The organism is Hoyosella sp. YIM 151337 (genome assembly GCF_026041215.1).
Classification (GTDB): domain Bacteria; phylum Actinomycetota; class Actinomycetes; order Mycobacteriales; family Mycobacteriaceae; genus Hoyosella.
The window spans coordinates 1-18,700 of record NZ_JAPEIQ010000035.1 but is presented as its reverse complement, the minus strand read 5'-3'; the positions used below and the strand labels follow the sequence as shown (position 1 = coordinate 18,700).

At 63.4% G+C, this 18,700-nt stretch carries 18 protein-coding genes and 1 pseudogene; 6 read left to right on the top strand and 13 right to left on the bottom strand.

The genetic code is table 11. The features are described from left to right. Window positions 1-12 precede the first annotated feature (12 nt). The 7 genes from ONR57_RS18030 to ONR57_RS18000 form a co-directional block, all read right to left on the bottom strand. Window positions 13-819, bottom strand: a complete 807-nt coding sequence (locus tag ONR57_RS18030; protein ID WP_265124916.1) for an SDR family NAD(P)-dependent oxidoreductase — start codon at window positions 817-819, stop codon at window positions 13-15. Then, window positions 816-1,691: an amidohydrolase family protein gene (locus ONR57_RS18025; protein WP_265124915.1), complete on the bottom strand. Its 876-nt coding sequence runs from the start codon at window positions 1,689-1,691 to the stop codon at window positions 816-818. The genes ONR57_RS18030 and ONR57_RS18025 overlap by 4 nt, the downstream gene beginning before the upstream one ends. A 45-nt stretch (window positions 1,692-1,736) precedes the next feature. Further along, complete coding sequence (locus ONR57_RS18020) at window positions 1,737-2,852, bottom strand: Zn-dependent alcohol dehydrogenase (RefSeq protein WP_265124914.1); 1,116 nt, start codon at window positions 2,850-2,852, stop codon at window positions 1,737-1,739. A gap of 38 nt (window positions 2,853-2,890) precedes the next feature. Further along, entirely contained in the window at window positions 2,891-4,387 is a 1,497-nt protein-coding gene (locus ONR57_RS18015) for an aminobutyraldehyde dehydrogenase (RefSeq protein ID WP_265124913.1), read from the bottom strand. A 332-nt stretch (window positions 4,388-4,719) separates the two neighbouring features. Next, window positions 4,720-5,475, bottom strand: a complete 756-nt coding sequence (locus tag ONR57_RS18010; RefSeq protein ID WP_265124912.1) for an enoyl-CoA hydratase/isomerase family protein — start codon at window positions 5,473-5,475, stop codon at window positions 4,720-4,722. 44 nt (window positions 5,476-5,519) lie between these two features. Next, window positions 5,520-6,578: an alpha/beta hydrolase gene (locus ONR57_RS18005; RefSeq protein WP_265124911.1), complete on the bottom strand. Its 1,059-nt coding sequence runs from the start codon at window positions 6,576-6,578 to the stop codon at window positions 5,520-5,522. Further along, complete coding sequence (locus ONR57_RS18000) at window positions 6,575-8,116, bottom strand: NAD(P)/FAD-dependent oxidoreductase (protein WP_265124910.1); 1,542 nt, start codon at window positions 8,114-8,116, stop codon at window positions 6,575-6,577. The genes ONR57_RS18005 and ONR57_RS18000 overlap by 4 nt, the downstream gene beginning before the upstream one ends. Before the next feature lie 369 nt (window positions 8,117-8,485). Between ONR57_RS18000 and ONR57_RS17995 the strand changes: the two genes are divergently transcribed. The 4 genes and pseudogenes from ONR57_RS17995 to ONR57_RS17980 all read left to right on the top strand — a co-directional run. Next, a complete protein-coding gene (locus tag ONR57_RS17995) occupies window positions 8,486-9,358 on the top strand; it encodes a phytanoyl-CoA dioxygenase family protein (protein WP_265124909.1) in 873 nt (290 codons plus the stop codon). A 134-nt stretch (window positions 9,359-9,492) separates the two neighbouring features. Beyond that, window positions 9,493-10,725 (top strand): CdaR family transcriptional regulator, encoded by a 1,233-nt coding sequence (locus tag ONR57_RS17990; RefSeq protein ID WP_265124908.1) that lies wholly within the window; start codon window positions 9,493-9,495, stop codon window positions 10,723-10,725. Window positions 10,726-10,905: 180 nt separating this feature from the next. Next, window positions 10,906-11,208 (top strand): hypothetical protein, encoded by a 303-nt coding sequence (locus ONR57_RS17985; RefSeq protein ID WP_265124907.1) that lies wholly within the window; start codon window positions 10,906-10,908, stop codon window positions 11,206-11,208. 20 nt (window positions 11,209-11,228) lie between these two features. After that, window positions 11,229-11,919, top strand: a pseudogene (locus tag ONR57_RS17980) (pyruvate dehydrogenase); the annotation flags it as partial. Between the two features lie 133 nt (window positions 11,920-12,052). Here the strand turns inward: ONR57_RS17980 and ONR57_RS17975 are convergent. Next, a complete protein-coding gene (locus ONR57_RS17975; protein WP_265124906.1) occupies window positions 12,053-13,405 on the bottom strand; it encodes a flavin monoamine oxidase family protein in 1,353 nt (450 codons plus the stop codon). A 94-nt stretch (window positions 13,406-13,499) separates the two neighbouring features. Here ONR57_RS17975 and ONR57_RS17970 point away from each other — a divergent pair, with 94 nt between their 5' ends. Then, window positions 13,500-13,973 carry a protein-tyrosine phosphatase family protein gene (locus tag ONR57_RS17970; RefSeq protein ID WP_308198710.1) on the top strand — a complete coding sequence of 158 codons (474 nt, stop codon included), beginning with the start codon at window positions 13,500-13,502 and terminating at the stop codon, window positions 13,971-13,973. Between the two features lie 148 nt (window positions 13,974-14,121). Here ONR57_RS17970 and ONR57_RS17965 read toward each other — a convergent pair whose 3' ends face one another. The 5 genes from ONR57_RS17965 to ONR57_RS23395 form a co-directional block, all read right to left on the bottom strand. Then, window positions 14,122-15,606: an FAD-dependent oxidoreductase gene (locus tag ONR57_RS17965; RefSeq protein WP_265124905.1), complete on the bottom strand. Its 1,485-nt coding sequence runs from the start codon at window positions 15,604-15,606 to the stop codon at window positions 14,122-14,124. 4 nt (window positions 15,607-15,610) lie between these two features. Next, on the bottom strand, window positions 15,611-16,576 hold the full coding sequence (locus ONR57_RS17960; protein ID WP_265124904.1) for a diiron oxygenase: 966 nt from the start codon (window positions 16,574-16,576) through the stop codon (window positions 15,611-15,613). 99 nt (window positions 16,577-16,675) lie between these two features. Further along, entirely contained in the window at window positions 16,676-17,257 is a 582-nt protein-coding gene (locus ONR57_RS17955; protein WP_265124903.1) for a TetR/AcrR family transcriptional regulator, read from the bottom strand. A 221-nt stretch (window positions 17,258-17,478) separates the two neighbouring features. Continuing rightward, window positions 17,479-17,838 (bottom strand): hypothetical protein, encoded by a 360-nt coding sequence (locus ONR57_RS23400; RefSeq protein ID WP_308198709.1) that lies wholly within the window; start codon window positions 17,836-17,838, stop codon window positions 17,479-17,481. 74 nt (window positions 17,839-17,912) lie between these two features. After that, window positions 17,913-18,092, bottom strand: coding sequence for a hypothetical protein (locus tag ONR57_RS23395; protein WP_308198708.1), 180 nt, complete (start codon window positions 18,090-18,092; stop codon window positions 17,913-17,915). 203 nt (window positions 18,093-18,295) lie between these two features. Here ONR57_RS23395 and ONR57_RS17945 point away from each other — a divergent pair, with 203 nt between their 5' ends. Then, window positions 18,296-18,640 (top strand): hypothetical protein, encoded by a 345-nt coding sequence (locus ONR57_RS17945; protein ID WP_265124902.1) that lies wholly within the window; start codon window positions 18,296-18,298, stop codon window positions 18,638-18,640. The last annotated feature ends 60 nt before the right edge of the window (window positions 18,641-18,700 follow it).

Genomic DNA, 18,700 nt, shown 5'->3' with positions numbered 1-18,700 from the left:
GGTGGGTCGGTGTTACTGAGCTGTCCAGCCGCCATCGACGTACAGGGTCTGTCCCGTCATGAAGTCGGAAGCCCGGGAGGCGAGGAACACGGCGGCACCGACGAAGTCGCTGGGCTGACCCCAGCGACCCATGGGGGTGCGCGACGTGATCCACTTGCTCGACGCCTCGTCGGACACTGAGTGGATCGTCATATCGGTCACCAGGAATCCCGGGCACAGAGCATTGACCTGAACGCCTTGGCGCCCCCATTCCAGCGCAACGGATTTGGTGAGTCCGACGATCGCGTGCTTGGACATGACGTAAGCGGTGTTGTCGCGCATGGCGACGGTACCGAGCACGGATGCGACGTTGATGACCTTGCCGTGACCGCCCGACGCACGGAGGTGCGGTGACGCCGCCTGCAGCAGAAGGAAGACCGACCGATTGTTCACGTCGATGATTCGCTCCCAGGTCTCCAGGCTCGTCTCCTCGATGGGCGAGTCGTGGTCGACGCCCGCGTTGTTGACCAGGACGTCGATGCCGCCGAGGTCACCGGCGATCCGGTCGACGAGCGCGGCGACCGTGTCCGCGTCGCCGAGATCGGCGGCGTACGCGGCCGCAGCACCGCCGTTGGCGACGATTGCTGCGACGGTGTCGTCGAGTGCCGCTTGGTCGCGAGCTACGCAGGCCACCGTTGCGCCGAACGCTGCTAGACCGATCGCGAGCTGGCGACCGAGACCACGAGAGGCGCCGGTGACGACGATCCGTCGCCCGGCGAGATCGAAGATCGATGGAGCGAGTTGTTCTGGTGTGAGGGCTTCGCTGATCGGCACGGTCATTCTCCTTGGAGGGTGTCGAGACTGGTTCCCCAGTGCTTATCGATGAGTCGGGCGGCGTTGCGATAGGTGTACTTGTCGAGCGACTCGTCGCTCAGGTTCAGGCAGGACAGTTCAGCGAGTAGTCGCTCGTGCCGGATCATCGGCCAATCGGTCGCCAGGAGTACCTGGTCGGAGACCATCGTGTTCATCCAGTGGGCGACGGGCTCCCATCCGCCCTTGGGGCCGACCATGCGCTTGGGAGCGATGGCACCGAAGTCCGCATAGACGTTGGAGTGCTTCCACAGCACAGCGAGCATTTCAGTGACCCAGGGCCAGCTGCCGTGGCTGGCAACGAGTGTGAGACCGGGGTAAGCGCAAGCGACCTCGTCCAGGGTGCCCGGATGGCCGAACTTGATCGGTCCCGTCTCGCTGAAGTTGATTCCGGTGTGCACGGTGACGGGGTGCCCGTTCTCCTGGCAATACTCGAGCAGCGGTGCTACCGAGGGGTCAGTCGCCGCGACCTTGAGGAATCCGGGCTGGAAGTTCCATCCGCGCAGGCCCTGGGCGTCGTGCGCGTGCTTGAGGATCTCCACTGCGTTGGGCAGGCGCGGATCGGTCGTCGCGATGCCGGCGATGAGGCGATCGGGATGGGCGGCGATCGCCTCCGCGACACGGGTGTTGACGGCGACCGGGTCGTCGTCCTCCCACTCGGCCTGCATCACGCCCAGGACGCCGTGCTGTTCCAGGTCGCGGACGAGATGGTCCAGGGACCGGCCGCCGGTGAAGTCGTCGCCGTATATACGGGTATAGCCCTCACTATCGGTGCCTGACAGATCCACTGAGGTCGCCTCGTCGGCGGGCCGGATGCGGAAATCGATGAATCGAGAGCTCATGGTGCTCCTTGCGTTGTGCGCGCACGCGCGTTGCTGGCCGGTGAGTCAGGCGTTGTCGTACCGGATGACGGTGCGCCCGCCCTCGCCGCGCCGCATGCGCTCGAAAGCGTCGCCGATCTCGTCGAGGCGCGCGGTGTGCCCGATGAGCCCATCGAGATCGAGCTTGCCCGCCATGTACAGGTCGATCAGCCGCGGGAAGTCGATCGCTGGGCGGCTGCTGCCGTAGTTGCAACCGATGATCGACTTTTCGCGGTCGGACATGACCATGGGGTCGATCTCGATGGTGACTCCATCGGCCGACTGTCCGACGACGACAACCGTGCCGCCGGGAGCGATCAGTTCGTAGGCCTGTTCGATGGTGGACTTGAGACCGATAGCTTCGAAGGCCCAGTCGAGGCCGGCTTCGCCGACGAGTTCACTCACGGCCACCGTGACGTCTGTGCTGGACGGGTTGATCACCGCGGTCGCACCCAGGGCCTTCGCGAGATCAAGAGCCTTGTCGCTCATGTCCACCGCAATGATCTGCCCAGCGGACACGAGTTTGGCCCCCATGATCACCGAGAGTCCAACGCCTCCGCAGCCGATCACTAGGACGCTGTCACCGGGTCGGACGTCGGCGGTGTTGATCACCGCCCCGACCCCGGTCGCGACCGCGCAGCCAACGAGAGCCGCGCGGTCGAGCGGCGCGTCCTTGCGGATCGGCACCGCACCCGTCTCGTGCACCACCACATGGTCGGCAAAGGCGCCGGTCGCTAGGTAACTCGAAACGACCTCCCCGTCGCGCGACAGCCGCGACGTGCCGTCGTACTGAACGTTGAGATACGCGGTCTGCTCGACCTTCGGGCACAGAGCAGGCTTGCCTGCCTGGCAGTACCGGCAGACGCCGCAGTAGGGCACCCACGACAGGATGACGTGGTCGCCGACCGCCACGGTCGTCACGCCGGAGCCGATCTTCTCGACCACGCCTGCGCCCTCGTGCCCGAGGACCAACGAGCCGCTGTCGGAGGCCCACTCGCCCTTGACGACGTGGAAGTCGCTGTGGCAGACGCCGGCGGCCGCGAGACGCACCAGCACCTCTCCCTCTTGGGGGTCCTGAAGATCGAGCTCCTCGACCTGGATGGGTTTGCCTACTCCTTCGAATACCGCTGCTTTCACCTTCATGCCGGGTCTCCTGTCCTGGTCCGTCGGTCGTCTGTCGGCTATCGCGCGGGCCGGTCGTCCGGCTCGCCCATCGCCATCGTGATGTGCTTCGTGCGGGTGTAGTCGTCGAGCGCGTAGGTGGAGTTGTCGCGTCCATACCCGGACTGAGAGAAGCCGACCCACGGCATTTCGCTGGAGAACACGAGGTGCGTGTTGGTCCACACCGACCCGAAGTCGAGCTGGTCCACGACGCGCAGGGCACGCCCGTGGTCGCGGGTCCACACCGAGCCGGCGAGTCCGTACACCACGTCGTTTGCCTTCGCGATCGCCTCTGCTTCGGTGGTGAAGGTCTCGACGCTCACCACTGGCCCGAACACTTCCTCACGGGCCATTTCCGAACCTGCTTCCACCCCGGTCAGGACTGTCGCTGGGTAGAAGAAGCCGGCGCGCTCCGGCACCGTTCCTCCCACCACCGCGACTGCGCCGTCGGCCTTCGCCCGCTCGACCATCGCGGCGACTCGGTCGCGCTGCGCGGCGGTGACCAACGGTCCCAGTGCTACGGCCTCACCCTCGGCCGGGTCCCCCATTCGCAGTGCGGCGGCAGCATCGCTGAGTTGTTCGAAGAGCTGATCGTGGATGCTCTCCTGGCAGAGCACACGCGTTGCGGCACCGCACTCCTGACCCGCGTTGACGAATCCGCCTGCAACGATCGCCTCTACCGCGGCGTCGATGTCTGCGTCGTCGAAGACCACTACCGGTGCCTTTCCTCCGAGTTCCAGATGGAGCCGTTTGACGGTGCCGGCCGCGGCCGCAGCGACCTCCTGCCCGGCTCGTGTGCTACCGGTGAGCGCGACCATGTCGACATCGGGATGCCGGCTGAGCGCGCCGCCCACCGTGCTGCCGGGCCCGAGCACGACGTTGAAGACGCCGCGCGGAACGATATCGGCGACCAAATCGGCGAAGAGGATCAGCGACAAGGGAGTCGCCTCGGCGGGCTTGAGCACGAGAGTGTTTCCGCCGGCGAGGATCGGAGCGATCTTCCAGGCCGCCATCATCAGCGGATAGTTCCACGGCACTACCGCCGCCACGACTCCTACCGGTTCACGGCGGATGGACGAGATGTGGCCTGCGACGTATTCGCCCGCAGCAGGAGCCTGTGCGGTCCGAGCGGCTCCGGCCATGAAGCGGAGACAGTCCGAGACCACGGGAATCTCATCCAGAACGGCGGCGAAGGGCTTGCCACCGTTGAGGGATTCGACAGCAGCGAGCAGCTCGACGTTCGCGTCCACCCGATCGGCCATGCGGAGGAGGACCGCGGCGCGTTCCGCCGGCGTCGTCTTTGCCCAGGCGCGACGTGCGCGTCGCGCCGCACTGACGGCACGATCGACCTCCTGCGCGCCGCCGCGCGCCGCCCGCGCGATGACTGCCTCGGTGGCGGGGTTGATCACCTCGGCGGTATCGCCGGGCGCGGAGACGAATTCGCCGTCGATGAAGTGAGTGACAGTGAGGTCGTCGATCCGCTTCTGCGCGAGCTGCAAGTCGTCGGCGTTCAGCATGGTTCTACCTCCATGTGTTGGAAATGATTAGTGACGGCCGGCCGTGACGTCCGGACCCCAGTGGGGTGTGCCGTTGCGGAGAGGCGATGGTCCTGGGAAGTGGTCATCACGCTCGCCGAATTATGTTGTGGGACACACGCAGAAGTCGCTTCTTCGGCGAACGACCGGTGGTGCTTTCACCACGCGGGCCCGTCGCCAGCGTGGTGACAACAGCTGGATGACCACGGCCATTGCCGATGATCCGAACCCCTGGCGCGGCCTCTCGAGCACCTCAGCCCAGCGCTGCCCTCGAGGTCACTGTGACGTCGGAGGGGTTCATCTTCGCGTGCCAGTCAGCTGCCGAAGGAGGCCGCGCCGGATTCCGCGTCCGGGCCGAGTTCCGCCTCGATCGCGGCACCGATCTCAAGCGCAATCGAGCTCTCGAATCCGTCCTGCAGGCCGCGGTCAATGAGCATCTTGGCTGCGCTCAGGGCCCAGGGCGATTTGCTACTCAGGTCCTCCACCACCTGCTCCACGGCGGCATCGAGCTTGTCTGCAGAGTGCACCTCGGTGAGCAGCCCGAAACGGTAAGCCTCTTTCGCCGGCGTTCGCCGCCCGAGGAGCAGCAATTGCTTGGCACGGACGGGGCCGACGGTCTTGGGAAGTAGGTTGGTGAAGCCATTGGTGACAACGCGACCGACGGCTGCCTCAGTGAATTGGAAGACGGCATCATCGGATGCGAGGACAATGTCGCCGCTCAACGCGATCTCTGCTCCGCCGCCGATGGCATACCCTTGGACCCGCGTGATTATCGGTACCCGGCAGGATCGCATGGCGATTGCCGCCGTTTGCATGCGCTCGGCGACCGCGCGGGCGGTCCGCGTATTGAGAGGTCCGTCTTGCGCGGCCTGCTTGAGATCGTGTCCGCTGCAGAATGATCGGCCTTCACCTGCGATGAGCACAGCAACGGCGTTCTCCGGAACGTCGCGGAGCGCACTGGTGAGCCCGTCGAGCATGTCGTCACTAAGGGCGTTGAGTCGGTTGGGACGATTGAGAGTCAGGCGGTACACGCGGTCGGCGTACGTGCGAAGCAGGTCATCACTCGGCATAGCGGGGCCTTTCGGACAGATGGTGGTAGAAGTTGACGCGACGATCAGAAACCAACGGTGTCGGCGAGTACCCGGCTGACTCGGTTCACCGCCGCGCGCGCGGCTGGACTGATGAGTGTCATCGAGATGTAGCCATGGACAAGGTCGCCCTCACGTAGGAGCCGAACCGGCACACCTGCATCTCGCAGGCGTTTGGCGTAGGCAATGGCCTCATCCCGGAGTGGGTCGAATCCCGCAACCGTGATCAGCGTCGGTGGCGCTCCGGTCAGATCGCGGGTTCGGAGAGGTGAGACGCGAGGATTCGACCGTTGCTCGGGATCCGGCACGTAGAGCTCTGCGAACCAGCTGATCTGTTTGGCGGTTAGCGCGGGACTGTCGGCAAACTCCGTCCGCGAGCCGTGAGAGCCGTCGAAGTCTGTCGACGGGTACATGAGCACCTGGAGTGCTGGCCGCACGGATTCGGCCCGAAGTTCGTTCGCGAGGACCGCTGCGATGGTCGCTCCGGCGCTATCGCCAAGGAGAGCGATCCGCGCTGGGTCGACGTTCCACTCGGTGGCAGAGTCGAGGGCGAATCTCCACGCGGCGATGGCGTCCTCGATCGGCGCGGGGAACGGATGTTCTGGCGCCAGACGGTATTCCACTGAAAGGATTCGCACGCGCGCCGCTGTCGCGATTGTGCACACGGGACCGTCGTAAGCGGCAACGTTGCCGAGTGCGAATCCGCCCCCGTGGAAGAAGAGCACGAGGCCATCTCCAGCGTGTGGTGGCGTGAACAAAGTGGCTGCTATCCCAGTGGGGAGGGTGTAGTCCTGGCGAGATACTCCCGGTGCTGTGTCTGCGTACGTTCTGGCGTCGGTCTCCATGAAGACCCGTGCCTCCGCAACCGCACCATCACTGAGATCAGGGCCGGCTGCGGACAGTCTCATGAGCACCGCAACCTCGGGAGCCATGACGTCGCCGTCGGAGTTGATCACGCGCGGTACCAGCCGCCGCAGCAAGCTACGTGGAAGGCGGCCGAGCACAGTGAACGCCATACGCTGAACACGCTCCGCGGCCGACAGACCGGTGCCACCGACGGCGTTCCGGTCCGCGGTTGTGCTCATCCTCGCCCACCCTCAGACGAAGCGCGACCGGCGGTAGCACCAACCTCCCGCTCGAGGCGCGAACTGAACTTCAAGTGAGACGTGATCACGGGTGTGCGGAACAGCTTTCGATCCTCCAGGAAGACGTTCTTCATAACCCAGGGAGCCGCGTCCCCCTGTCGAGGAAGAGAGCTCTTCGCACGGAGCACGTATCCGGCTTCCAGGTCGAGGATCGCTCGGGTGGCAATCCCGTCATCGGCGAGTGGCACAACGGTGTCGTAGCCGTGAGCATCCATGTAGCGAAGGATCTCTGCGTGGCTCTTCGCAAGGAGAGAGAGCTTGAGCGTCCACGACGATTTCGTATAGCCGAGGGCCAAGAATAGGTTCGGCACCCCGGACAGCATGAGCCCGCGGTACGTCACCGACTGCGCAACGTCGACGGGGCGTCCGTCGACGGAGAGATCGATACCACCTAGAAGCCGAAGGTCGAGTCCGGTGGCAGTCACGATGACGTCGGCTTCGAGCTCCTCGCCTGATTCCAGCAGAATGCCATTCTTCGTGAAGCGCTGAATCCGATCGGTCACGACGGAGGCGCCGCCTTCGCGGATGGAAGTGAAGAAATCGCCGTCGGGAGCGAGACACAGTCGCTGATCCCAGGGATCGTACGGCGGGTTGAAATGCTTGTCGACGTCGTAGCCCGGAGGCAACTCTTTGGCGTTAAGATACCGGATGACCTTGCGGGCAAGGCCGGGGAACTTCGTGAGGAACGTGACGATCGCCCAGTCCAGCCAGATGTTCTTCCATCGTGTGGCCAGGTAGCCACGGCGTTCGCCGAGCAGCCGGGTTAGCTTGAGCCCAATCGAGTCGACCCGTGGCATGGACAGGATATAGGTCGGCGTCCGCTGCAGCATGGTGACGTGTTCCGCTGGCCGATCTCCCTTGAGCAGCGACGGAACCAACGTGATCGCCGTAGCGCCACTGCCGATGACCACGACCTTCTTGCCACTGTGGTCGTAGCCCTCGGGCCAGAACTGCGGGTGCAGGATATCTCCACGGAATGCGCTACGGCCCTCGAAATCGGGGGTGTAGCCCTTGTCGTACCGGTAGTAGCCGGTAGCGAAGTACACCCACCCGGCCTTGATCACCCGGCGAGCCACGTCCCCATCAGTGTCCGTGACGTCTACTGAGAGAACCCACTCTGCGTCATCGCTGGACCAGGACGCCGAAACCACGCGATGGCGGTACCGGATCAGGTCGGTGAGGCCGAACTCCTCGATGGTCTCCTCGAGGTAGTCAAGGATCAGGGGAGCATCGGCGATCGCGTTGTCGTGCCGCCAGCTTTTGAACTCGTACGCGAAGGTATGCAGGTCCGAGTCGGATCGGATGCCGGGGTACCGGAACAGGTCCCAGGTGCCTCCGACCGAGTCACGTGCCTCCAGCAGAGCGATGGTCTTTTTGGGAAACTCCTTGGTGATGTACGAGGCGGCGCCGATGCCGGAGATTCCGCCGCCGATGATCACAACGTCGAAGTAGCCGAGATCGTTCGTCGGGATGCTCATATCAATCCTCTCCGCGCCGGATGTCGCCGCTGTGTGTGATCAGATTGCCGACCACGGAGTGTCACGCGCCACAACAGATCGCAGCGTCTTGGCGGCACAGATGGTGGCGAATTCACACTTCGGGCATCCGAACTTCGTGGCAGACCGCCTCACCTGCGCAGACAGGAGCGGATGGTGAGAATCTCACCATCCGCTGCGCATCTTCGCTGGTAAATACCCTTGGCTTGCACCTCTTCGAGGAAGATAGTGAGAGCTACGCCATGAGATCTACGCCACAGCGTGAGTGTCAGATGCTGGCGGGTCCATTACGAGATCGGACGCCGGCCCTTCGGCGCCTCTCGATACGCCGCACAGAAGGATGACCCGAAAATGACCACAACCGAACAGAAGCTTCGCAGGCTCCCCGCGACCGCAAGCGTCGCCGACATCCGCTCCGTCGTCGATGCCGACGGGGGTATCGTCATCGAGGGACTTCTGACCGCAGACCAGGTCGCGCGGTTCAACGCGGACATCGATGACGATCTGGCCGCCCTTGCGCCAGGCGGTACGCACACGGACGAGATCGCCAAGGAGTTCCACGGCGCGAACACGAAGCGGCTGACGAATCTGGTGAGCCGCAGCGCCGTGTTTCGCGAGGAGATCATCGACAACAACCTCGTCCATAAGCTGTGCGACGACATCTTCCATCCGGAATCGGGTACGTACTGGATGACCACCGCGCAGGTCATCGAGATCGGTCCCGGGAACCACGCGCAGATGCTGCACCGCGACCTGGAGAACTGGTTCCCGTTCGTTGGGATGGGACCGGCCGGCCCAGAGGTTATTCTCAACTTCCTCATCGCTCTCACCGACTTTACCGAGGAAAACGGGGCCACCCGAGTAATCCCCGGGAGCAATCACTGGCCAGACTTCGAGGATCGAGGAAACCCGGCGCAAACGGTGCCGGCTGTGATGAAAGCGGGTGACGCGCTGTTCTTCAGCGGCAAGACGGTGCACGGCGGCGGCGCAAACGTGACGACGGACGAGTACCGCCGCGCGGTAGGCTTCGCGTTCAACCCGGGCTACCTCGTCGGCGAAGAAGCATACCCGTTCCTCGTGGATCGATCGGTCGTAGAGACTCTATCGCCGCGCGTGCAAGGCCTGCTCGGATTCCGTTCACAGTACCCCACGGGGTCGCCCGGGCTGTGGATGGTCAACTACCAGGAATTGGCCGATTACCTCGGCTTAGAGTCCGGCCGTTGAGCACTCACGCGCCGGTCTGAGAGGGGGCCGTGTCGGTGCGGGCCAACTGTGGCGGATGGTGGACCGGACACAGGGTCCAGACTGGAGGATCTGTTCAGCGTCGCCGAGCACCTTGCGGGTGAAAGGATTGATTGGTGACGAGTGACAGCCTATGGCCCGAGCCCTCGGACGTCGTCCGTGAGCTCTTCCGGGGTATCGCCGAGTCCTTGCTTGCACGGCGCGAGGAACTGCATCAGGAGTTGGTGGCGGCGTCACTGAGTGATCCTCGTTACCGGGCTATCTCCGAGGATCCTGTGCTGGCAGAGGCAGACGCGCGGCTGACGGTGTCAAACCTCAAGCATTGGCTCACTGCCAACATTGCCGACCCAGGAAAGCGTGTCCCTGCCGCAGCGAGCGACGAGATGCAGATCTACGCACGAGACGTTGTGCTTCGAGGCCTCACCACAGACGACGTGACATCGTGGCGATCGGTCCAACGCGTCATGTGGAAGTGGTGGCTCGAGGAGTGTTTTGCGGCGACAGCGAACGCGGCCGAGCTCCGCGAGTTGGTCGAGGCTTCGGGGAATTCGATGACGACGTTCATCGACGACTCAATCGCGGCGCTCGCGCGCCGCGTCGACGACGTGCGAGCGGAACTGGCAGGCGGGTCGCAATTACAAAGATACGCTACGGTCGAGCTGCTGCTCCAGGGTTCCGAGGTGAAGCTGTCCCGCGCCGAGGCGCAGCTCGGATACGCCCTTACAGGTAGCCATGTTGCGGCGATCGTGTGGACCGACTCGGACAAGAACACGAACAGCCTTGACCCCGTGAGCGAGCAAGTTATGCGCGTTTGCGGAGCGGACTGCAGGCTTACCGTGGTTGCCGGCACGGCGGCACTTTGGCTTTGGCTGCCCGCGACGAACGTGCCCTCATCTGAGACCGTAGCCGAACGCATGAGAAGCTATCCGGGGGTCCGCGTCGCTATTGGACGTCCTGCAGCAGGCGTTGCCGGCTTCCGGCGAACACACATGGACGCGGCGGCGGCTCAGAGACTGCTCGCCCGACTCGACTCACGACTAACTGTCGTGAGGTACGAGGACGTGCACCTCGTCGACCTGATGTCTGCCGACGTCGCAAAAGCAGACCAATTCGTCGCTGACACTCTCGGCGAGTTGGCCGCGGCTAGCCCGGTACTCCACCAAACTGTGCTCGCGTACGTCGAGGAAGGCCTAAACCGGGCCAGCGCCGCCGAACGCCTCTACACGCACCGAAACACAGTAGATCGACGTCTTGCCCGAGTCGATGAACTCCTGCCGAAACCGTTCGTTCGCAACCCAACAGACGTTGTCGCCGCGCTTACTTTGCTCCGCATACGCGAGGGGCGATAGCTGGGTCGTGATCACGAGCCGATCTGGCTAATACTCAGGCTAGTGGCAGGCCTGTTTCACGGGCCCCACCGGGGGCTACTGCCCGTCCCGCCGCTGTAGCACGAGTTCGGCGAGCACGTCCTCACGGATGATCTCTCCAGGGTGCTCATCCGCGTCTTCCTTGCCCGGGCGGAAATAACCGTGACAATCAGCCGACCAGCGGTCTCGCCCGCGCTCACCCAGGATCAGCGAATCGCATGGCTGCGCGAACTAGTCACCGGCACGGGTGAATTCATTCCCAACCGGGTCGCCAGGATCGCAGCCTGCACCGCTGCGACATTCGCTCCGGAATACCCAGCTCAGCCGGGCTCGCCGCACCCTCTGGGCAGCCGCGATCTGGCTGCTGCCCATACTGGGTGTAGCGGCCTGCTGGGCCTTCGAGCGTCGCCGTCGCGTCACCACCCGAGCGAATACCCCTGGCGCGCTTCTGGAGCGGGGCCGTGACGACTGGCGATCAGCTTCTACACGACATCGATGCGCTCCGCAGCGCCGACACATGCATCGACAACCACCGGCCAACAGTCATTTTTTGCCTACCGTCAAAGGCTTCGGGCTGCCGCCCCAGGGCCACCCGCAGAACCACTCCTCGTTGCTGACCACCGAACAGTTCGCCGAATTAGCCGACACGATCGGCCAGGACGTCAACCGTCCATGGCGGCGGTTCGCGCCCGACTCCGCCGAGGGACGCCTGTGCGCGGCGACCGCGACGTCGCCCGTGCCCCACCCGCGACCTCAACCACCCAAGCCGCACTCGGGCAGGTGCTGCTCGACCGGTCGCCTGAAGCTCCCGCCATTGCCGCACGCGTGGTGACCGTCAGCCCCGACGTCAGCTCGACCACCAATCTGACCGGGTGGCTGAACAAAGTTGCGTGTGGTCACCGACCGAACGCCACAACTGGTTCGCCGACGACGCCGAGACAATAATGCACTGGCGTGAACGACCCACCGAGCAACACATGGAACTCGGGATCGCCGAAACCGATCTTGTTGGTCTGCTCGGCGAACTCGGTGCAACCTGGATCGGCGTCCTCTACGACCCCTTCGTCAACGAGCATTGGAACCATGGTCGTTCGGCATTTACGCGGGCAGTCGATCCTCGTTGGGAAACCGTGCGCGGTCAGCCTCGCAACGGAAGGTGGTGCGCACCAGTCTGTTCCGATATTCTACAGGCCCGCGTCGGCCGGTCCGAGGACCCGAGCTGGATCATCAACGCAGTATTTCCCGCTGAGCGCGCAGCAACCATGGTCACCGTCCTCGGGATGAGGAGCAGGCACTGGTATTCGAGGGCTCAGAGAGCCGCGAGGATCTCGTCCGCGGTTCGCCGACCAGATCGGACTGCGCCTTCCATGTATCCGTTCCACTCGATGGCGTGCTCGGCGCCCGCCCAGTGCAGTCGGCCGACGGGCTTGCGGAGAACCTCGCCATAGCTGGTCCACACACCCGGTGCGAAGTGGGCGCCATAGCAGCCGCGCGTGAATTCCTCTGCACTCCAATCTTTCTCGACGTAATTGATCGGGTTTTCGGCCTGCGCGCCGAAGTACCGGACAAAGCATCTGAGCACACTCTCACGCCGCTCGTCCGCTGGTAGGCGCTGCCAATGACGCGCCTCACTTCCTTCAACGAAGCCGATCAAGATGCCGACTTCACCGCCGGGCGGCGAGACGTCGAAGGTTACTTTGACCGGCCCCTGATCCGAGACCGCCTGACCGTTGAGGCCTTTCTCGCGCCAAAACGGTGTCGGATAGACCGCAAAGTTTTTGATCACGGTTCCCGCCGGGAGCTTCTGCGTGAGCTGGTCACGCCAGGCGGGAAGCGCAGGTTCGTAATGCAGGCGACCCGCAAGGGTTGGAGGGAGCGTGATCAGGACTCGCTGCGCGGAGTGCGTCTCACCGGATCGAGTGCGGACGACCACGCCGCTGGCAGTCTGCGAAACGTCGGCGACCTCGGCACCCAGCCGGACGTCGAGCCCCGCGGCGAGCCGCTGCGCCACCAGTACGGAGCCTCCGAGGACGCGGTCCTTCTGCGCGCCCCCGTCAACGGAGATGAGCGTCTCGAGATCGCCGTTGCTGACGGTGTAGAAGAGCACATGAAGCAGGGACAAGTCGGTGGAGTCGGCAGAGAAGATCGCTTCGGCGAGAATTCGGAAGTAGGCACGACCGGACGGAGTCCGAAGGTTCTTGCTCACCCATGTCTCATAGGTCTGACCGTCGAGGTTATGCGCCTGCGGGTGGGACCAGGGCTTGGCCGGGTCGACGCTGCGCGCGAGCCGGCCGAACCGAATGAGCCCCTGAAACAGGTCGGCCAGCGCGATCGGATTCAGTTTGGGAATGGCCCCCTTCTTCGGGGCGAGGCGTGTCTGCTTGCCAAGAAGGTCGAGAAGCAGCGTGCCCTGGTCGTTCCAGGTCCGGAACGTTTCAAGACCGAGCTCTTCCACGAGTGCATACATTTCGCTATGCCCCTCGCCGATCCAGGTTCCTCCCAGCTCGATCGGATGCCCCTCGACCACGCCACCTTCGGTACGGCCGCCGACCCGGTTACGCGCTTCGAGAACCCGCACGGTCTTGCCGGCCGCCTCCAGCCTGCGTGCCGCACTCAATCCGGAGAGTCCCGCGCCTACCACGATGACGTCGACGTCGTGCATTCATGCCTCCCAATTAAGTCAGTCGAATGACTGAGTTGCTGAAAGCGTATGCCGAGGCAGTAGCACCAGTCATCGCAGCCGATATCGTCTCAGGATGGCGTCATTCAGTGACTTTTCGACTCCGGACCCAATTGCCGACCCGTGGCGGGACGAAACACCCGGTCTGGTTGTCTTCCCTTCTGGACTGCGGGCACGCGGCCGCGGATTGCGAAGGGGCTCTGTCACTGGGCAACCGCCGACTGTATCGATGTGCTTTACGTGGCGTCGACCTCCTCAGGTGCGCCAAAGGTGCATGTGGGTGCGCTGGCCCGACTTCTGGGTACCCAGCGATCCTAGTGAGGCTGTCCGACAACTGCGCAGCGCACATAGCCTTCTCGCAACCGAGCGTGTCGAGCTCTGCTGCGGCGCCGGTGTTGGTCGTACCGGGACTGGGCTAGCCGCACTCGCTGTTATTGACGGCATGACGCCAGACGATGCTGTCGAGTTCATTCACCGGACCTATCACCTGCGCGCTGTCGAAACACCATGGCAGCGAAAGTTTCTCAGCCGCGTCCTGATGATCAGCTAACGATGACTGGACGCGAGGTGCCCGGCTGGTCTGAAGACCCACCGGAACCTAAGGGTTGTCCGGGTCTGACGCCGCGCGCCCGCTTCTTGGAAGGATCGAGCATGACGAAGTCCTGTTTACAGGGATAGCAGCCGCGTTACGAACGTTGTCACACGAGCACCTTCCTCCACATGCGCCGCCGTTGCCGCTGCTTCAGTTGGATCCGCTCGGCACGCACGTCCGCGATGAGGCTCGCGACTGTTTCCTGCGCATCATTCCGGTTGGTGCCGATAAATCCAGTTGGGCCTCGTTTGATCCAGCCCACGACATAGGTGCCGGGGGTGACGCGACCCTTGTCATTGGGTACCGTGCCGCGTTTGTCGTCGAATGGAAGGGACGGGATCGGGCGTCCGCGGTAACCGACCGACCGCAGCACCATGTCCGTCTCGATTATTTCCGTGTCATCGGTGAGTGTGGCGCGAAGTGACCCGTCCGCTGCGGGAACGAGCTTGGTTCGCGCGACTTCGATGCCCTCGACGCGTTCGGCGCCAACGACACGCACAGGGGCGGTTCGAAAACGGAGAACGATTCGCCGCCTGCCCCGATTCGGCTCGGCGGCCATTTCCGCGAGAATCTTTGCGGCCTGAGAATTCCCGGCGATCGGCTCACCACCGTTGTCGACGATAATGTCTACATCTGGAAGGCTTTGCAGACCGATGAGCTCCGGCAGCGTGAATGCCGCATGCTCGGGCCCCCGCCGCCCGAGCAGCACAACTTCGCAGACTCGGCTGCGGCGAAGCGCAGCCAAGGCATCGCGGGAGATGTCAGTCTCCGCGAGCCGCTCGGGGTCTGCAGTGAGGATGCGAGCCGCGTCAAGCGCGACGTTGCCATTGCCCACAATGACGACCCGCGAGTGGCTGAGCCGCACCTTTGCCGCTCGATGGTCGACGTGGCCGTTGTACCAGCCGACAAACTCAGTGGCCGCCATACTTCCGGCCAGTTCTTCGCCTTCGATGGCGAGTCGATGATCGCTGGAGGCGCCTACTGCGTACACAACGGCCGCGTAATTCGCGGCCAACTGCTCATGCGTCAGGTCTTTGCCGATTTCGACTCCGAGGTGGTATGTGAAGCGCTTGTCATTGGCGATGACTCGGAAGCGGTCGGTGATCGAACGCGTGCGCCGGTGGTCGGGCGCGACGCCGAACCGGGCGAGACCGAACGGCTCGTTCAAGCGCTCGAAGACATCAACGCGCGCTCCGGGATGGCGCAGGATTTCGTCTGCGGTGTACATCCCCGCCGGGCCCGAGCCGACGATCGCGACGTGCAGCAGGCGCGATTGGGATTCGTCCAGGTAAACCCGGGGTCGAACCGGGCCGAGCGGGGCACGGTCCTCGTGCGGGTTCTCCTCGAAATAGTCGGCGTTGACATGCGCGAACACCGCTTCATCGGCGGTGAGGCGCCGGTCGGGTTTGATCGCGTCGACCGGACACGCTGTGAGGCATGCGCCGCAGTCGATACAACCGGCCGGATCGATGTACAGCATTTGTGATGTGCCGAATCGAGGATCATTTGGTCCGGGATGGATACAGTTCACCGGGCATGCCGAGACGCACGATCCGTCGTTGCAACAGGACTGGGTAATGACGTGAGGCATGGGGTTACTCGGCGACGGCCGTGAACTCTGCCGTCTCACCGCGGAACCGGGACGGCCGACCGCCCACGCCAAGGGAGTTCCAGATTGGGCGGGTGACGGAGTTGAGCAAACCGATCCGGTCGACGAGTCGGCGGACATCACCGAACATCTCGGCGAGCAGGTCTCTGCCGTCGTCGGAGTTGTAGTAGAGCTCCTTGATCACCGAACGCGGGACGCCCGCCATGTCTGCCCATTTGTAGGACGGCGACAGCACATCGGCGATCATCCGTGCGGTTAGCGGAAACAACACTGCCAGCAATGCGCGCCGGGCAAAGTTCAGGTCGGGCACGTTCTTTGCGAGGAACTCATTGGCGAACGAAATGTGGCGTGCCTCTTCCGCAACGTGAATCTGCATGATGCGCTGGATAAGCGGGTGCAATTCCCCGGTCGCTCGCAGGATCGTCTTCTGCACGTGGTCGAGCGGTTCCTCACCGAGAAGGACTGCGGCGAAGAAGATTTCAGGAAGCATCACGGCGATGAGCGGTGCGGTGTGCCCGAGGAGCTGGAAGTATCTCGGAGAACCCGGCACATCAAGTCCGGTGCGGTTGACGAACTCCTGGAACATCTGCGTGTGATGAGTCTCTTCGGTAACTTCGTGCATCGAGTACCGGAATTCCGGCGAACCGTTGGGCACCGAGACGACGTAGGTAAGTAGCCCGCGCATCAGCAGGTTTTCGAAATGCACCCCAACCTTGGCGATATCCGCCTGGCGCATGAGTCCGATCTCGATCTGGCGCTCTTCAGTCTGCGACAGGTACCACGAGTGCGAACCGAGCGGGTCAACAGCCGGGAGCTTCCAGCGCGGATCGTTCGGCACGATCTCGTAGGCGGGGTCGTCCCATGGGATGTCGACGAAGGCCTGGAAGTGTTTGCGAACCGACGCCTCTGATAGCGCGTTGAGTTCTTCGGCGTAGTTCACCGCTGTCGACATATCGCTGCTCCTTTAACTGACCACCAAGGATATTACTAGATGGTCAATTATGCGCCAAGAGGCTTCGGCATCCGGTGTCAGTTCGAGGAAAAGTCGCTTTCAGCTTCGGTGCTGTCCAGCGGCGGCGCGGACGAGGTTGTCCATGAGGGCCAGGCTGCGTTCCACCATAAGCTCGGCATCGAGCTCTGGATGGCGCAGCCATCGGTTCACCAGCGCGGAAACGGCGCCCATCCAGATGTCGGCCATGGCTGCTAGCTGAATGGGGTCGTCGGCGACGGGATTGCCCGCGAAAGCAGCCGCGACCCCTTCTCGGGTCTGTTCGGCGATGCGTCGTCGTGCATTCCGGGCGGCGTCGGCAGCGGGACCTTCGGCGGGATGAGACCGATCAAAGAGGACATTCCAGTCGATCGGTCGCGGCTCCAGCGCGGTGAACAGGCACCGCAAAGTCTCCTTGGCTCGTTGTAGGCCGTCGCCGACGGCCCCTGCGGCGATGGCCTCGCCAAGAATTGATGCCGCACGCTCGACGCACGCTATGTACAAGCCGTCTTTCGTCTGGAAGTACGCATACACCAGCGGCTTTGAAACACCAGCCTGGCTCGCGACGGTTCCTATCGACAGTCCCGCGTAACCGGCACGCGCGATCTGCTCGGCGGCGATGTCGAGCAACTGAGCCTCACGCACGGCTCGGGGTACGCCCTTTGTTCCGGCCGTGCCCAACGGTCATCACTCCCCTAGCTCGCGGCCGACAAACGAACGCCGTACCGATTTGTATATTACCGATTGGTTAAACACTGCAGATCCCCCATCGTGAATCCATCTACGGAGGTCACCGAAAATCGGTGAAAAAACGGCTTTTACGGTGACATCCGTAGTCAAATTCGGAAGGCAGTATTGCAGTCTGGCTACGCCGCCGGGTTCGACTCCCAAACGAATCCGTCTGGGTCGGTGAACGTCCCCTCTTTGGCTGTAATCACGAGCCGATGCGAACCGTCACCAAAATCGCGAACGCCAGCAACCTTGGCGAGAGACTTACGTGGATGCAGAGCAAGACCCATATCCCCTGGTGCTGAGACGAATTCGGCGTACCGGCCACCGAAGCTTCTCGCGACCTCGAACTCGTGGTCAATGTAGAACCGTTTTGCCGCAGGCAGATAAGCAACGCCGAGCAGAAGCACGATGCTATCGAACTGCTTCGCTGCAGGAGCGGTGTTCTTTCTGGATGACGACACGAGCTGCCATATTGCTCCGTCCGGCGCCTCCACGACACCACCGTAACCCCACAGACTCCTTTTCGCGGGTTTCAAAACGGACGCTCCGGCGCTCACTGCGGCATCGATCAGAGCATCAGCGTTGGCGGGCTGGGAAGCGACAACAGCGTGAAGCCGCGGAATCCGGTAGTGCGACTGTCTGACTCGCGGACTTGTACCTTATCGTCCAGACCAAACGCATCAGCATAAAAGGCGCGCACAGCCTCGGCTTCAGGCGTCTCGAGGATCACGGATTCAACTGAGTTCATCGCAACTCCCTTAACTCAGCCTAGCGCTATGAGGATCGCATGGACAAGGCGGCGGGGTGCAAGTGCTCGTGTGTCCCCCGATTGGGGGAAGGCGCGTTCGTACGGTGTTTGGGCTGGCAGGCGGACTGTGACGGGGCTGGTTTCGCGGGAAAGTTATCTCATCGCCGGAACACACCGGCAGCCCCCGGAAAGGAATAACCACCATGACCAGCACCGCCCGCACCCAGAACCACCGCCGCCGCATCATCATCGGCGCAGGCCTCGCCGCCCTCGCACTCACTGGCACCACCGCCGCCCTCGCCGGCACCGCCCACGCCGCCATCCCCGACTACCCCGCCACCATCACCATGTCCATCACCAACAACACCGACACAACCATGTACCTGCACGGCTCCGACAACCCCTACGGCGACTGGATCCAGGCCCCCACCAACACCATCGGCCCCCACGAAACCGAAACCATCAGCGCCTCCACCTGGAACCAGAACGGCTTCGCCATCGACGCCACCTACGGCATCTCCGGCACCAACAGCGAAGCCGTGTTCTGAATCGCCCCGCGTCTGGTGGAGGGTCTGATTCCCCGAGAGGATGGGTGTCATGCCAGCACC

Bases quoted from the DNA above. Each gene is read 5' to 3' on its own strand.
- ONR57_RS18030 (WP_265124916.1), bottom strand. From the start codon at position 819: ATGACCGTGCCGATCAGCGAAGCCCTCACACCAGAACAACTCGCTCCA.
- ONR57_RS18025 (WP_265124915.1), bottom strand. From the start codon at position 1,691: ATGAGCTCTCGATTCATCGATTTCCGCATCCGGCCCGCCGACGAGGCG.
- ONR57_RS18020 (WP_265124914.1), bottom strand. From the start codon at position 2,852: ATGAAGGTGAAAGCAGCGGTATTCGAAGGAGTAGGCAAACCCATCCAG.
- ONR57_RS18015 (WP_265124913.1), bottom strand. From the start codon at position 4,387: ATGCTGAACGCCGACGACTTGCAGCTCGCGCAGAAGCGGATCGACGAC.
- ONR57_RS18010 (WP_265124912.1), bottom strand. From the start codon at position 5,475: ATGCCGAGTGATGACCTGCTTCGCACGTACGCCGACCGCGTGTACCGC.
- ONR57_RS18005 (WP_265124911.1), bottom strand. From the start codon at position 6,578: ATGAGCACAACCGCGGACCGGAACGCCGTCGGTGGCACCGGTCTGTCG.
- ONR57_RS18000 (WP_265124910.1), bottom strand. From the start codon at position 8,116: ATGAGCATCCCGACGAACGATCTCGGCTACTTCGACGTTGTGATCATC.
- ONR57_RS17995 (WP_265124909.1), top strand. From the start codon at position 8,486: ATGACCACAACCGAACAGAAGCTTCGCAGGCTCCCCGCGACCGCAAGC.
- ONR57_RS17975 (WP_265124906.1), bottom strand. From the start codon at position 13,405: ATGCACGACGTCGACGTCATCGTGGTAGGCGCGGGACTCTCCGGATTG.
- ONR57_RS17970 (WP_308198710.1), top strand. From the start codon at position 13,500: ATGGCGTCATTCAGTGACTTTTCGACTCCGGACCCAATTGCCGACCCG.
- ONR57_RS17965 (WP_265124905.1), bottom strand. From the start codon at position 15,606: ATGCCTCACGTCATTACCCAGTCCTGTTGCAACGACGGATCGTGCGTC.
- ONR57_RS17960 (WP_265124904.1), bottom strand. From the start codon at position 16,576: ATGTCGACAGCGGTGAACTACGCCGAAGAACTCAACGCGCTATCAGAG.
- ONR57_RS23395 (WP_308198708.1), bottom strand. From the start codon at position 18,092: ATGAACTCAGTTGAATCCGTGATCCTCGAGACGCCTGAAGCCGAGGCT.
- ONR57_RS17945 (WP_265124902.1), top strand. From the start codon at position 18,296: ATGACCAGCACCGCCCGCACCCAGAACCACCGCCGCCGCATCATCATC.